A 12803-nucleotide genomic window follows, 5' to 3' on the forward strand; every position below is an offset into this window, starting at 1 on the left:
CTTCACCGACATGGGGATGGACACCAACATCACCAAGATCGATAAAGTCGACGACCACACCGTCAAGTTCACTCTGAAAGAAGTCGACGCCGCGTTCATCCAGAACATGGCCATGAGCTTCGCTTCCGTGCAGTCCGCCGAATACGCGGCCCAACTGCTCAAGGATGGCAAAGCCGCCGACATCAACCAGAAGCCGATCGGCACCGGCCCGTTCGTGTTCAAGAGCTACCAGAAAGACTCGAACATCCGTTACACCGGCAACAAGGATTACTGGAAGCCTGAAGACGTGAAGATCGACAACCTGATCTTCGCCATCACCACCGACCCGTCAGTGCGTATCCAGAAGCTGAAAAAGAACGAGTGCCAGGTCACCCTGTTCCCGCGTCCGGCCGATCTGAAAGCGCTGAAAGAAGACAAGTCGCTGAAGATGCCGGATCAGGCCGGCTTCAACCTGGGCTACATCGCCTACAACGTGATGGACAAGGTCAAGGGCAGCAACGAGGCCAACCCACTGGCTGACCTGCGCGTGCGTCAGGCGCTGGACATGGCCGTGAACAAGCCGCAGATCATCGATTCGGTTTATCAGGGCGCCGGCCAACTGGCCGTCAACGCCATGCCGCCGACCCAGTGGTCCTACGACACCACCATCAAGGATGCCAAGTACGACCCTGAGAAAGCCAAACAGCTGCTCAAGGAAGCCGGCGTCAAGGAAGGTACCGAGATCGTCCTGTGGGCGATGCCGGTGCAGCGTCCGTACAACCCGAACGCCAAACTGATGGCTGAAATGCTCCAGTCCGACTGGGCCAAGATCGGCTTGAAAGTGAAGATCACCAGCTACGAATGGGGCGAGTACATCAAGCGCTCCAAAGGTGGCGAGAACCAGGCAATGATCATTGGCTGGAGCGGTGACAATGGTGATCCGGACAACTGGCTCAACGTTCTGTTCGGCTGCGACTCGCTGAGCGGCAACAACTTCTCCAAGTGGTGCGACAAGAAGTTCGACGGCTTGGTGAAAGAAGCCAAACGCACTACCGACCAGGGCAAGCGCACCGAGCTGTACAAACAGGCGCAACACGTCCTCAAAGATGCAGTTCCAATGACACCTATCGCTCACTCGACGGTGTATCAACCCATGCGCGCCAACGTGCAGGACTTCAAGATCAGCCCATTTGGCCTGAATTCCTTCTACGGCGTCAGCGTCAGCAAGTAAGACATTGCAACGGCGGCGTTTCTGACGTCGCCGTTGCTTTATCTACCGGGAAAAAAGGAAAAGGCCTACACCCAAATCCGCCGCAGATGATTGCTTCGGTATAGGCGCGTCGACTTTTCCTACGAGCATTAAGGCAATTACGTATTTACTGCCAGAGGCACGGTGCCTACCGTCGCGTACTGACCAGTGTCTGCGTGGGCCACCGGTTTTGCCATACGTATTGGATTGAGCTCAATGCGACCAGAAAGTCCCGGGACAGGGACCCTGACGCATTGCACAACACTAAAAAGAGGGAGCGTCATGCGCCATACCTTGATTTTTTCCGCACTGTTGGGCGCCGGCCTGTTGGCCGCCACGTCTGCAAGCTACGCCGCCAGCGACAGCCTGGTGTTTTGCTCGGAAGGCAGCCCGGCGGGTTTCGATACCGCGCAGTACACGACGGCCACCGACAACGACGCCGCCGAGCCGCTGTACAACCGCCTCGTCGAGTTCGAAAAAGGCGCGACCAATGTCGTACCGGGCCTGGCGACCAAGTGGGACATTTCCGAAGATGGCCTGAAATACACCTTTCACCTGCGTGAAGGCGTGAAATTTCATACAACCCCTTACTTCAAGCCGAGCCGCGATTTCAACGCTGACGATGTCGTGTTCACGTTCACTCGCATGCTCGATGCGCAACAGCCATTCCGCAAGGCCTATCCCACCGAGTTTCCGTACTTCAACGGGATGAGCCTGAACAAGAACATCGCCAAGGTCGAGAAGACCGGGCCGCTGACCGTGGAGTTCACGCTCAACAGCGTTGATGCCGCGTTCATCCAGAACATCGCGATGAGCTTCGCTTCGATTCTGTCTGCCGAATACGCCGACAAGCTGCTGGCCGACGGCAAGCCGAGCGACATCAACCAGAAGCCGATCGGCACCGGGCCGTTCGTGTTCAAGAGCTACCAGAAAGACTCGAATATCCGTTACACCGGTAACCCGCAGTACTGGGATCCGAGCCGGGTCAAGCTGAAGAACCTGATTTTCGCCATCAACACCGACGCGTCGGTACGTGTGCAGAAGCTCAAGGCCAACGAGTGCCAGATCACCCTGCACCCGCGCCCTGCCGATGTTGAAGCGCTGAAGGCCGACCCGAAACTGCAACTGATTTCCAAGCCGGGCTTCAACCTCGGCTACATCGCCTACAACGTCCGCCACAAGCCGTTCGATCAACTGGAAGTGCGTCAGGCGCTGGACATGGCGGTGAATAAACAGGGAATTCTCAACGCTGTTTATCAAGGCGCCGGCCAACTGGCCGTCAACGCCATGCCACCGACCCAGTGGTCCTACGACGACACCATCAAGGACGCCGCCTACAACCCGGAAAAAGCCAAGGAACTGCTCAAGGCTGCCGGGGTGAAAGAAGGCACCGAGATCACCCTGTGGGCAATGCCGGTGCAGCGTCCGTACAACCCGAACGCCAAACTGATGGCCGAAATGCTCCAGTCCGACTGGGCCAAGATCGGTCTGAAAGTGAAGATCGTCAGTTACGAATGGGGCGAGTACATCAAGCGCACCAAGAACGGCGAGCACGACGTCAGCCTGATCGGCTGGACCGGTGACAACGGGGACCCGGACAACTGGCTGGGCACGCTGTACAGCTGTGACGCCATCGGCGGCAACAACTATTCCATGTGGTGCGATCCGGCTTACGACAAGCTGATCAAACAGGCCAAGGTCGTCACCGACCGCGACCAGCGCACCGTGCTTTATAAACAGGCCCAGCAATTGCTTAAACAGCAAGTGCCGATCACGCCTGTCGCCCACTCGACGGTCAACCAGCCGTTAAGCACCCGGGTCGAAGGATTCAAAGTCAGCCCGTTCGGCCGCAACGTGTTCTCGGGTGTCAGTATCGATTAAACCAACCGATTAGCCGCAATGCTGAGGGGAGCCGTCTACTCCCCTCACGCAAGCGCTTTGCCGAAATTCGCCAATCCGGCTTTTTGCAAACGTTTGCGATGTGTGAACGAGTTCTAAACCAATAACCGGCATACCAAAAAAAGCCGGGATAAAAAGAAAGTAAAGGAGCTTCACCCATGAAACTGAGCAGCACCGCGATACTGGCCCTGGCCATCAGCAGCATCACTGCTACCGCGTACGCCGAACCTGCAAGTCAGGAGTTCGTCCCTACCACATTGGCCGGCAGCAGCGCCCAAAGCGAGGCCAAAGGCTTTATCGATGGACAAAGCCTGGGCGGTACAACCCGTAACTGGTATGCCAACGAATTGCGTCGTCGCGACGACCGTTTCAGCTACGTGAAAAACAGCGACAAGAACACCACGCCTACCGTTCGCACTCCGACGCCACGCCGGATCAACTGGGTGCAAGGCACCATCGTCAACTACACCTCGGGCTTCACCCAAGGCACCGTGGGCGTGAGCACCGAAGTCGCCGCTTATAACGCCATTGTGCTGGATCGTGATCGCAAGGACATTGCTGGCGGCTCCAACCGGACCCTGGCGGATTCCGACGGCGACGCTGTCGACCAATGGAGCAAGCTGGGTCTGGCCAATGTCAAGCTTCGTGTATCCAACACCACATTGACCGCAGGTCGCCAGAACTTCAGCACGCCGATTGTCGATGTCATCGGTAACCGTCCGCTGCCTTCGAGCTTTGAAGGTATTACCCTGCACAGCGAAGAGTTCAACAACCTGTCGTTCGACGCGGGTGGCTTCGACCGCGTTTCCCCTCGTACCGAGCAGAGCCTGTCGAAATTTCGCACCGAGTATTCAGCCACTGGCGTGGAGACCGACAAGGTTTACGTTGCCGGCGTCAACTACCAACCGTTCAAGAGCCTGAAAACCAGCTTTTACGGTTCCAACGTGGAAGACTTCTGGAACCAGTACTACTTCGGCGCAACCCACGAACTGGGCGACAGCCAAGTGCTGAGCCTGACCACCGGCCTGAACTACTACAAGACCGTCGACGAAGGCAAAAAGCTGATGGGCAACATCGACAACGACACCTATTCGCTGTCGCTGGGTCTGGCCCACCAGGCCCACAGCCTGACCTTCTCGTATCAACAAGTGAACGGTAACGAGTACTTCGACTACCTGCACGAAACCAACGGCATCTACCTGGCCAACTCCCTGCTGTCGGACTTCAACGGTCCGAACGAAAAGTCTTTCCAGATTGCCTACGGCATCAACATGGCCGAATACGGCGTGCCGGGCCTGAAGTTCAACATCTACCAGGCACGCGGCTGGGGCATCGACGGTACTCACTACCGTGGCACCGCTTACACCATTCCGGATGACAAGCGCGGCGACCTGAGCCTGATGGATGGAGAATCCCACTACGAATACGGTGTCGGTGCGTCCTACGCCGTGCAAAGCGGCCCGCTCAAAGCCACTGCAATTCGCGCGACCTACACCACTCACCGCGCCAGCGAGCACCAGGCTGACGGCAATATCAACGAGTTCCGTCTCGTAACCACCATCCCGTTCAACATTCTGTAAAAACGCCAACCGACGGCTGACTCATGATGAGTCGGCCGTTCGGTTTTCTGTCTTCAACCGATTGCAGAGGGTTATCGATGAAAATGCTTCCCCTACGTGCGGCCATCGCGGCTGCGTTGCTGAGTGTCGCCGTTGGCGCCTCGGCCAAACCCTTGGTGGTCTGCACCGAAGCCAGCCCGGAAGGCTTCGATATGGTCCAGTACACAACTGCAGTCACGGCGGACGCTGTGGCCGAAACCATCTTCAATCGCCTGGCCGATTTCAAGCCCGGCACCACCGAAGTGATCCCGGCGCTCGCCGAGTCCTGGGACATCAGCGAAGACGGCCTGACCTACACGTTCCACCTGCGCAAAGGCGTCAAGTTTCACACCACCGAATATTTCAAGCCGACCCGCGACATGAACGCCGACGACGTGGTCTGGAGCTTCCAGCGTCAACTGGACCCGAATCACCCGTGGCACAAACTGTCGAGCGTGGGCTTCCCGTACTTTGAAAGCATGGGCTTCAAGGAACTGCTCAAAAGCGTAGAAAAAGTCGACGACAACACGGTCAAGTTCACCCTGACCCGCCGCGAAGCGCCGTTCCTGGCCGACATCGCCATGGCCTTCTCGTCGATCTACCCGGCCGAATACGCCGACCAGTTGCTCAAGGCCAACAAGACTGGCGATCTGAACAACAAGCCGATCGGCACCGGCCCGTTCATCTTCCAGCGCTACGCCAAGGATGCGCAGGTGCGCTTCAAGGCCAACCCGGATTATTTCCGTGGCAAGCCGCCGGCCGACGCGTTGATCCTGGCGATCGCCACCGACAACAACGTGCGCCTGCAAAAGCTCAAGGCCAACGAGTGCCAGGTCGCGCTGTATCCGAAACCGGATGACATCCCGAGCATCAAGAAAGACAGCAAGCTGAAAGTCGACGAGCTGGACGCGATGACCGTTTCGTACATCGCCATGAACACCCAGCACAAGTACATGAGCGACGTACGCGTGCGCAAAGCCATCGACATCGCGTTCGACAAGGAAGCCTACGTCAACGCGCTGTTCGGCAAGGGCAACGCGTCGGTGGCGGTCAACCCGTACCCGCCGACCCTGCTCGGCTACAACCATGATCTGAAGAACCCGCCACGCGACCTCGACAAGGCACGTGCCCTGCTCAAGGAAGCCGGGGTTCCGGAAGGCACTACCTTCACCCTGTTCACCCGTAACGGCGGCGGTCCGACCAACCCCAACCCGATGCTCGGCGCGCAGATGATGCAGGCTGACCTGGCGAAAGTCGGGATCAAGATCGACATCCGCGTGATGGAATGGGGCGAGATGCTCAAGCGCGCCAAGGCCGGCGAGCACGACATGGTCTCGGCCGGATGGGCGGGCGACAACGGCGACCCGGATAACTTCCTGACGCCTATGCTCAGTTGCGAGGCCGCCAAGAACGGCGAAAACTATGCACGCTGGTGCAACGAGAAATTCCAGGCACTGCTGGATGAAGCGCGGGCTAAAGTAGATCCGGCTGAACGCGCCGCGCTCTACGAACAGGCTCAAGTGCTGTTTAATCAGGATCAGCCATGGATCAGCATGGCCCATACTCGGATGTTCACTGCAATGCGCAACAATGTAGAGGGCTACCACATCAGCCCTCTCACCACTAATAACTTCGCCACCACCCAGGTGAAGTAGATAAGAAACGCCCGGTGCTCCTGACCTATGGAACACCGGGCACGCCTAACCGGCTGATGAGGTACCACACAAGATGTTTAGTTTTATTGCCCGCCGACTGGGGTTGTTGATCCCCACGTTTTTCGGCATCACCTTGCTGACTTTCGCGTTGATTCGCATGATTCCGGGCGACCCCGTGGAAGTGATGATGGGCGAACGTCGGGTCGACCCCGAAATGCACGCTCAGGCAATGGAACGCCTGGGGCTGAACAAGCCGCTGTATGCCCAGTATCTGGACTACATCGGCAAACTGGCTCAAGGCGATCTCGGTGAGTCGTTGCGTACCCGTGAAAGTGTGTGGACCGAGTTCACCTCTCTTTTCCCGGCGACCCTGGAACTGTCCATGGCCGCCCTGCTGTTCGCTGGCATCCTCGGGCTTCTGGCCGGGGTGATCGCGGCACTCAAACGAGGATCGCTGTTCGACCACGGGGTGATGGGCATCTCCCTCGCGGGCTATTCGATGCCGATCTTCTGGTGGGGCCTGATCCTGATCATGTTCTTCTCGGTGAGCCTGGGCTGGACCCCGGTCTCCGGGCGCATCGACCTGCTGTATGACATCGAGCCGAAAACCGGCTTCATGCTGATCGACACGCTGCTGGCCGATGACGTCGGCGCGTTCTTCGACGCTCTGCATCACCTGATCCTGCCGGCCATCGTGCTCGGCACCATCCCGCTGGCAGTGATCGCGCGGATGACCCGTTCGTCGATGCTCGAAGTGCTGCGCGAGGACTACATCCGCACCGCCAAGGCCAAGGGCCTGTCGCCGTCGCGCGTGGTGTTCGTGCACGGTCTGCGCAATGCGCTGATTCCGGTGCTGACCGTGGTCGGCCTGCAGGTCGGCACGCTGCTGGCCGGTGCGGTCCTGACCGAAACCATCTTCTCCTGGCCCGGCATCGGTAAATGGCTGATCGAAGCCATCGGCGCCCGGGACTATCCGGTGGTGCAAAACGGCATCCTGTTAATCGCCTGCCTGGTGATTCTGGTCAACTTCGTGGTGGACATCCTCTACGGCTTTGCCAACCCACGCATCCGTCATCAGCGCTGAGGTCAATACCCATGAGCACTCCAACATCCTCAGTAGCCACCGCCACGTCCGCCGTGGATCAAAGCCTGCTGTACCCGTCGCCGTACAAAGAATTCTGGCAAGCGTTCTCGAAGAACAAGGGCGCCGTTGCCGGCCTGCTGTTCATGCTGCTGATCATTTTCTGCGCGATCTTCGCGCCGTGGGTCGCGCCGCATAACCCGAGCGAGCAATACCGTGACTTCCTGCTGACGCCGCCGGCGTGGCTCGAAGGCGGGCAGATGCAGTTCCTGCTCGGCACCGACGAACTCGGCCGTGACCTGCTGTCGCGTCTGATACAGGGTTCGCGCCTGTCGTTGCTGATCGGCTTGTCGTCGGTGGTGATGTCGTTGATTCCGGGGATCCTGCTGGGTCTGTTCGCCGGTTTCTTCCCGAAAGTGGTCGGCCCGACCATCATGCGTCTGATGGACATCATGCTGGCCCTGCCATCGCTGCTGCTGGCCGTGGCAATCGTCGCCATCCTCGGCCCTGGCCTGATCAACACCGTGATCGCGATTGCTGTGGTTTCCCTGCCGTCCTACGTGCGTCTGACCCGTGCTGCCGTCATGGGCGAACTGAACCGCGACTACGTCACCGCCGCGCGTCTGGCCGGTGCCGGTCTGCCGCGCCTGATGTTCATCACCGTGCTGCCCAACTGCATGGCGCCGCTGATCGTGCAGGCAACCCTGAGCTTCTCTTCGGCGATTCTCGATGCCGCCGCACTGGGCTTCCTCGGCCTCGGCGTACAACCGCCAACCCCTGAGTGGGGCACCATGCTGGCCTCGGCCCGCGACTACATCGAACGCGCCTGGTGGGTAGTAAGTCTGCCTGGTCTGACCATTTTGCTCAGCGTGCTGGCAATCAACTTGATGGGCGACGGCCTGCGCGATGCGCTGGACCCGAAACTCAAGAACGCCGCCTGAGGAGATTCAAATGTCACTGCTAGAAATCAAGAATCTCAACGTCCGCTTCGGCGACAAGACCGCGACCCCGGTGGTCGACGGCCTCGACCTGAAAGTCGACAAAGGCGAAGTGCTGGCCATCGTTGGCGAGTCGGGTTCGGGTAAATCCGTGACCATGATGGCGCTGATGGGCCTGATCGAGCACCCCGGCATCGTCACCGCCGACTCGCTCAGCTTCGACGGCAAGGACATGCTCAAGCTGAGCAATCGTCAGCGTCGGCAGATCGTCGGCAAAGACCTGTCGATGGTCTTCCAGGACCCGATGACCGCGCTGAACCCGAGCTACACCGTCGGTTTCCAGATTGAGGAAGTGCTGCGCCTGCACCTGAAAATGTCCGGCAAGCAAGCGCGCAAGCGTGCCATCGAACTGCTGGAAAAAGTCGAGATCCCGGGCGCCGCCAGCCGCATGGACGCCTACCCGCATCAACTGTCGGGCGGTATGAGCCAGCGTGTCGCGATCGCCATGGCGATTGCCGGCGAGCCGAAACTGTTGATCGCCGACGAACCGACCACCGCGCTGGACGTGACGATCCAGGCGCAGATCATGGATCTGCTGCTGGCGTTGCAGAAAGAGCAGAACATGGGCCTGGTGTTGATCACTCACGACCTCGCGGTCGTGGCGGAAACCGCCCAGCGTGTCTGCGTGATGTATGCCGGCCAGGCGGTGGAAGTCGGTCAGGTGCCGCAACTGTTCGACATCCCGGCGCACCCGTACAGCGAAGCGCTGCTCAAGGCGATTCCCGAGCACAGCCTCGGCGCCTCGCGTCTGTCGACTCTGCCGGGCATCGTCCCGGGCCGTTATGACCGTCCGCAGGGTTGCCTGCTGTCGCCGCGCTGCCCGTACGTGCAGGACAACTGCCGCACCCAGCGTCCGGGCCTTGATCCGAAAGCCAACAGCCTCGCCCGCTGCTTCTACCCGCTGAACCAGGAGGTGGCGTAATGGCCGTCGTACTTACCGCTCGCGACCTGACCCGTCACTACGAAGTCTCCCGTGGCCTGTTCAAGGGCCACGCCACCGTGCGCGCGCTCAACGGCGTGTCGTTCGAACTGGAAGCCGGCAAGACCCTTGCCGTGGTAGGCGAATCCGGCTGTGGCAAATCCACTCTCGCCCGCGCCCTGACGCTGATCGAAGAGCCGTCGTCGGGCTCGCTGCAGATCGCCGGTCAGGAAGTTGCCGGCGCTGACAAGGCCGAGCGCAAGCAACTGCGCAAAGACGTACAGATGGTGTTTCAGAGCCCGTACGCGTCGTTGAACCCACGGCAGAAAATCGGTGATCAACTGGCCGAGCCGCTGCTGATCAACACCAAGCTGTCGGCCACCGAGCGTCGCGAGAAAGTCCAGGCGATGATGAAGCAGGTCGGCTTGCGCCCTGAGCATTACCAGCGCTATCCGCACATGTTCTCCGGCGGTCAGCGCCAGCGTATCGCTCTGGCGCGGGCAATGATGCTGCAACCGAAAGTGCTGGTGGCGGACGAACCGACTTCGGCGCTGGACGTGTCGATTCAGGCCCAGGTGCTGAACCTGTTCATGGATTTGCAGCAGGAGTTCAACACCGCGTACGTGTTCATCTCGCACAACCTGGCGGTGGTGCAGCACGTGGCTGATGACGTGATGGTGATGTACCTCGGCCGCCCGGTGGAACTGGGTCCGAAGAACGACATCTACGAACGCCCGCTGCACCCGTACACCCAGGCCCTGCTGTCGGCGACCCCGACGATTCACCCGGACCCGAACAAGCCGAAAATCAAGATCGTCGGCGAACTGCCCAACCCGCTGAACCCGCCACCGGGCTGTGCTTTCCACAAACGCTGCCCGTACGCCACCGAGCGTTGCACCACGGAAGAGCCGCTGTTGCGTGAACTGGATAATCGGCAGGTGGCTTGCCACTACGCCGAGCAATTCCTCGACGGCGCGGCGTAGGCCCACGAAATATCTCATGTGGGAGCGAGCCTGCTCGCGAATGCGGTGTAACAGTCACCAACATTGTCGACTGAAATGACGCTTTCGCGAGCAGGCTCGCTCCCACAGGGAGTTCGTGTTGATTCAAGAATTCATGCGATAACAAAACCCCTTCCACCTCGATTGCGCATCAGTCGAGGCCCAAGGGGTTTTTCTTTGCCCGGCGATCTACGTCTGGCTATCACCTTCGTCATCCGGGTCATCGGTATCCGGATCGTCCGTGGTCGAGTCGTCGTCATCGGCGCTGCCACCCTGATTCATATCCCCCGGCTCCGACTCGGACTTGGCCAGCATCAGGCCGCTATGCCCTACCTGGCCGTTAAACGCCTGAGATTCGTGATCCTCGCACTCGGCCCATGCCGTTGCGGTGCCGAGGGATAGCATCACCATCACTTTCAACAACATCAAAACCCGTAGCAATCTGCTTTTCATGGCCGACTCCATCCTGTTGCGCTAAGACATGCTTGCCGGACTGGCTCGATGTGAAATCTAGTTGCGATCCGACCGGCTCACCACTTAGGACGCGACCGCGCAGGCAGAAATGCCATCGACCGCCAGATTGCTTTCGAATAACCCTGATAACCGAATCAGCTAAGCGCCGCGCGTGGCCTGCCAGGTCAATGGAATCGAGAGGAGCACCAGCAGCGCACTCATCAGCCACACACTGTGCCCGCCAAACTCGCCGTAGAGCTGACCGCTGAGCACCGGCGACAACAACGCGCTGGCGCTCCAGCTCATGAAGAACAGCCCGAAGTACTGACCGCTTTTGCCGCTCTGGGCAAACTGCATCGCCAGCACATTCAATGGCGGCATGAACAAGGCCTCGCCCAGCGTCCAGATCAGTGTCGACAGACAGACAAAAGCCAAGCCGGAACCGAACGGCAACATGCCCAGCCCACAGGCCAGCAACAAGCTGCCCGCGAGCATTTGCCAACGCGAGCCCCAACGCTCGACCGAATGCGACAGCGGAATCTGCAACGCGATCACCAACAGCGCATTGAGCCCGAACTGCCAGCCAATCGCTTCGGTGCTCAGGTGGTAGTAATCACGCAGATAATTGCCCAGCGTGCTGTACACCGTGTCGAACGCGATGCCCAATACAGCCGTCGCCGCCAGCAGCCAGAGGAACGGCTTGTCGCGATACGGCAGGCTTGAGCCATCGGTCGATTCGTCTTCAACCACCAGCACCGGCCGCCGCCACGTCGTGCGCACGAACCACAGCAACGCCAGCATCGTCATCGCCGCACTGGCAAAAAATACCCAACGAAAATCCGCCTGCGCCAACACCCCACCGGCCACCCCGGCAGCGGCCATGCCCAGATTACGCGCGACCCGGCTCAGAGCCTGCGCACGCGAGCGTTGCGCGACCTCGCAATACTCCATGATCAGGCGCTGATGCAACGTCCGAATCGCGCCGTCGATAACACCGCTGAGCAACAACAAACCGGCCAGCCACGGCACCTGCGTCACCAGCCCCAACAGCATCAGCACCCACACCGAAACGAAAAACAGCGCCGCCGTCAGCCGCGCCGTGCGCACATGATCACTGAGCCAGCCACCGAGCATCGAACCGACCAGCAACCCGGCGCCATAGGCCGAAAGCAACCAGCCCACGGTTTCAATCGCCAGGCCCAGCTCCTGACGCAGGTACAGCGCCATGAACAACTTGACCATGGCGCTGAGGCGGTTGATGAACAACAGAGCCGCGAGGACCCAGGCCATGGGGGTGAAATAGCCGTTGGGGCGCAGGAGATGGGTCAGTCCTTTGAGCATGTAACGTCCGATGGGCGCGAGGGTTTGCTGAACAGTAGACGGGTTGGATTGGAATGTCGTGGGGGGGGTGAGGTCAGCCGAAGTAAAAGCAGAGTATGGCTACGACGTAGAGGGAAAACGCCTTACGGAAAAATCGCCGCGCCCGGATTCAACTTGATTTTTCACGCGGCGTTAAAGATCAAAAGCCCCTCACCCTAATCCTCTCCCGGAGGGAGAGGGGACTGACCGGGTCGTTTAGGCAAGGTACGCCGACCTGAAATACCGAGCCGAACTCGGGATTTGAACAGATCATCAATCGGCTCCCTCTCCCTCGGGAGAGGGCTGGGCGGGCGGCGTTCTGATGAGGGGCGAATCCAACACAGATCCAAAGCAGATCGCACGCTTCTCACCACTCAAAACAATGAGCGCAAGCTCGAGTACCGCTTTTGATCTTGATCCACCGGCGACGTCGGAAGGCTGAGTGGAGGGATTGATCCGGGCGTGGGAGCGCCGAACGCAGGAGCTTGCGTTTTTTGCTTACTTTTTTAGGCGCTCTTGTAAAAAAGCAAGTCGCCGTCAGGCGAAACCGTCAGCAGCCGCCACCGAAGCAACGGATATTCACCCCGAGCCCAAGGCAATAAAAAGCCCCCA

At 59.5% G+C, this 12803-nt stretch carries 10 protein-coding genes and 1 pseudogene; 8 read left to right on the top strand and 3 right to left on the bottom strand.

The window, feature by feature from the left end; translation table 11 throughout:
- The 8 genes from D8U70_RS00655 to D8U70_RS00690 form a co-directional block, all read left to right on the top strand.
- On the top strand, positions 1 to 1210 hold a 1210-nt coding region (locus D8U70_RS00655), incomplete at its 5' end, for an ABC transporter substrate-binding protein (RefSeq protein WP_130928097.1).
- A 300-nt stretch (positions 1211 to 1510) separates the two neighbouring features.
- Entirely contained in the window at positions 1511 to 3109 is a 1599-nt protein-coding gene (locus tag D8U70_RS00660) for an ABC transporter substrate-binding protein (protein WP_024011591.1), read from the top strand.
- 176 nt (positions 3110 to 3285) lie between these two features.
- Positions 3286 to 4707 carry an OprD family porin gene (locus D8U70_RS00665; protein ID WP_016771718.1) on the top strand — a complete coding sequence of 474 codons (1422 nt, stop codon included), beginning with the start codon at positions 3286 to 3288 and terminating at the stop codon, positions 4705 to 4707.
- 77 nt (positions 4708 to 4784) lie between these two features.
- Positions 4785 to 6380, top strand: a complete 1596-nt coding sequence (locus tag D8U70_RS00670; RefSeq protein WP_024011590.1) for an ABC transporter substrate-binding protein — start codon at positions 4785 to 4787, stop codon at positions 6378 to 6380.
- A 73-nt stretch (positions 6381 to 6453) separates the two neighbouring features.
- Positions 6454 to 7464: an ABC transporter permease subunit gene (locus D8U70_RS00675; protein ID WP_016771720.1), complete on the top strand. Its 1011-nt coding sequence runs from the start codon at positions 6454 to 6456 to the stop codon at positions 7462 to 7464.
- An 11-nt stretch (positions 7465 to 7475) separates the two neighbouring features.
- Positions 7476 to 8402, top strand: a complete 927-nt coding sequence (locus D8U70_RS00680) for an ABC transporter permease subunit (RefSeq protein WP_016771721.1) — start codon at positions 7476 to 7478, stop codon at positions 8400 to 8402.
- 10 nt (positions 8403 to 8412) lie between these two features.
- On the top strand, positions 8413 to 9381 hold the full coding sequence (locus D8U70_RS00685; RefSeq protein WP_016771722.1) for an ABC transporter ATP-binding protein: 969 nt from the start codon (positions 8413 to 8415) through the stop codon (positions 9379 to 9381).
- Positions 9381 to 10361 (top strand): peptide ABC transporter ATP-binding protein, encoded by a 981-nt coding sequence (locus D8U70_RS00690; protein ID WP_016771723.1) that lies wholly within the window; start codon positions 9381 to 9383, stop codon positions 10359 to 10361. The genes D8U70_RS00685 and D8U70_RS00690 overlap by 1 nt, the downstream gene beginning before the upstream one ends.
- A gap of 19 nt (positions 10362 to 10380) precedes the next feature.
- Here the strand turns inward: D8U70_RS00690 and D8U70_RS27880 are convergent.
- The 3 genes and pseudogenes from D8U70_RS27880 to D8U70_RS00705 all read right to left on the bottom strand — a co-directional run.
- A pseudogene (locus D8U70_RS27880) lies at positions 10381 to 10506 on the bottom strand (metal ABC transporter ATP-binding protein); the annotation flags it as partial.
- A 62-nt stretch (positions 10507 to 10568) separates the two neighbouring features.
- Positions 10569 to 10832 carry a hypothetical protein gene (locus D8U70_RS00700; RefSeq protein ID WP_071174375.1) on the bottom strand — a complete coding sequence of 88 codons (264 nt, stop codon included), beginning with the start codon at positions 10830 to 10832 and terminating at the stop codon, positions 10569 to 10571.
- A gap of 159 nt (positions 10833 to 10991) precedes the next feature.
- On the bottom strand, positions 10992 to 12173 hold the full coding sequence (locus tag D8U70_RS00705; protein WP_130928098.1) for an MFS transporter: 1182 nt from the start codon (positions 12171 to 12173) through the stop codon (positions 10992 to 10994).
- Positions 12174 to 12803: the final 630 nt, after the last annotated feature.

Source organism: Pseudomonas sp. Sample_20 (genome assembly GCF_004307585.1).
In the GTDB taxonomy this organism is placed as follows: domain Bacteria; phylum Pseudomonadota; class Gammaproteobacteria; order Pseudomonadales; family Pseudomonadaceae; genus Aquipseudomonas; species Aquipseudomonas atacamensis.

Excerpts from the sequence above, each read along its gene's own strand:
- D8U70_RS00680 (WP_016771721.1), top strand. The coding sequence starts at position 7,476 with ATGAGCACTCCAACATCCTCAGTAGCCACCGCCACGTCCGCCGTGGAT.
- D8U70_RS00685 (WP_016771722.1), top strand. The coding sequence starts at position 8,413 with ATGTCACTGCTAGAAATCAAGAATCTCAACGTCCGCTTCGGCGACAAG.
- D8U70_RS00690 (WP_016771723.1), top strand. The coding sequence starts at position 9,381 with ATGGCCGTCGTACTTACCGCTCGCGACCTGACCCGTCACTACGAAGTC.
- D8U70_RS00660 (WP_024011591.1), top strand. The coding sequence starts at position 1,511 with ATGCGCCATACCTTGATTTTTTCCGCACTGTTGGGCGCCGGCCTGTTG.
- D8U70_RS00675 (WP_016771720.1), top strand. The coding sequence starts at position 6,454 with ATGTTTAGTTTTATTGCCCGCCGACTGGGGTTGTTGATCCCCACGTTT.
- D8U70_RS00665 (WP_016771718.1), top strand. The coding sequence starts at position 3,286 with ATGAAACTGAGCAGCACCGCGATACTGGCCCTGGCCATCAGCAGCATC.
- D8U70_RS00670 (WP_024011590.1), top strand. The coding sequence starts at position 4,785 with ATGAAAATGCTTCCCCTACGTGCGGCCATCGCGGCTGCGTTGCTGAGT.
- D8U70_RS00700 (WP_071174375.1), bottom strand. The coding sequence starts at position 10,832 with ATGAAAAGCAGATTGCTACGGGTTTTGATGTTGTTGAAAGTGATGGTG.
- D8U70_RS00705 (WP_130928098.1), bottom strand. The coding sequence starts at position 12,173 with ATGCTCAAAGGACTGACCCATCTCCTGCGCCCCAACGGCTATTTCACC.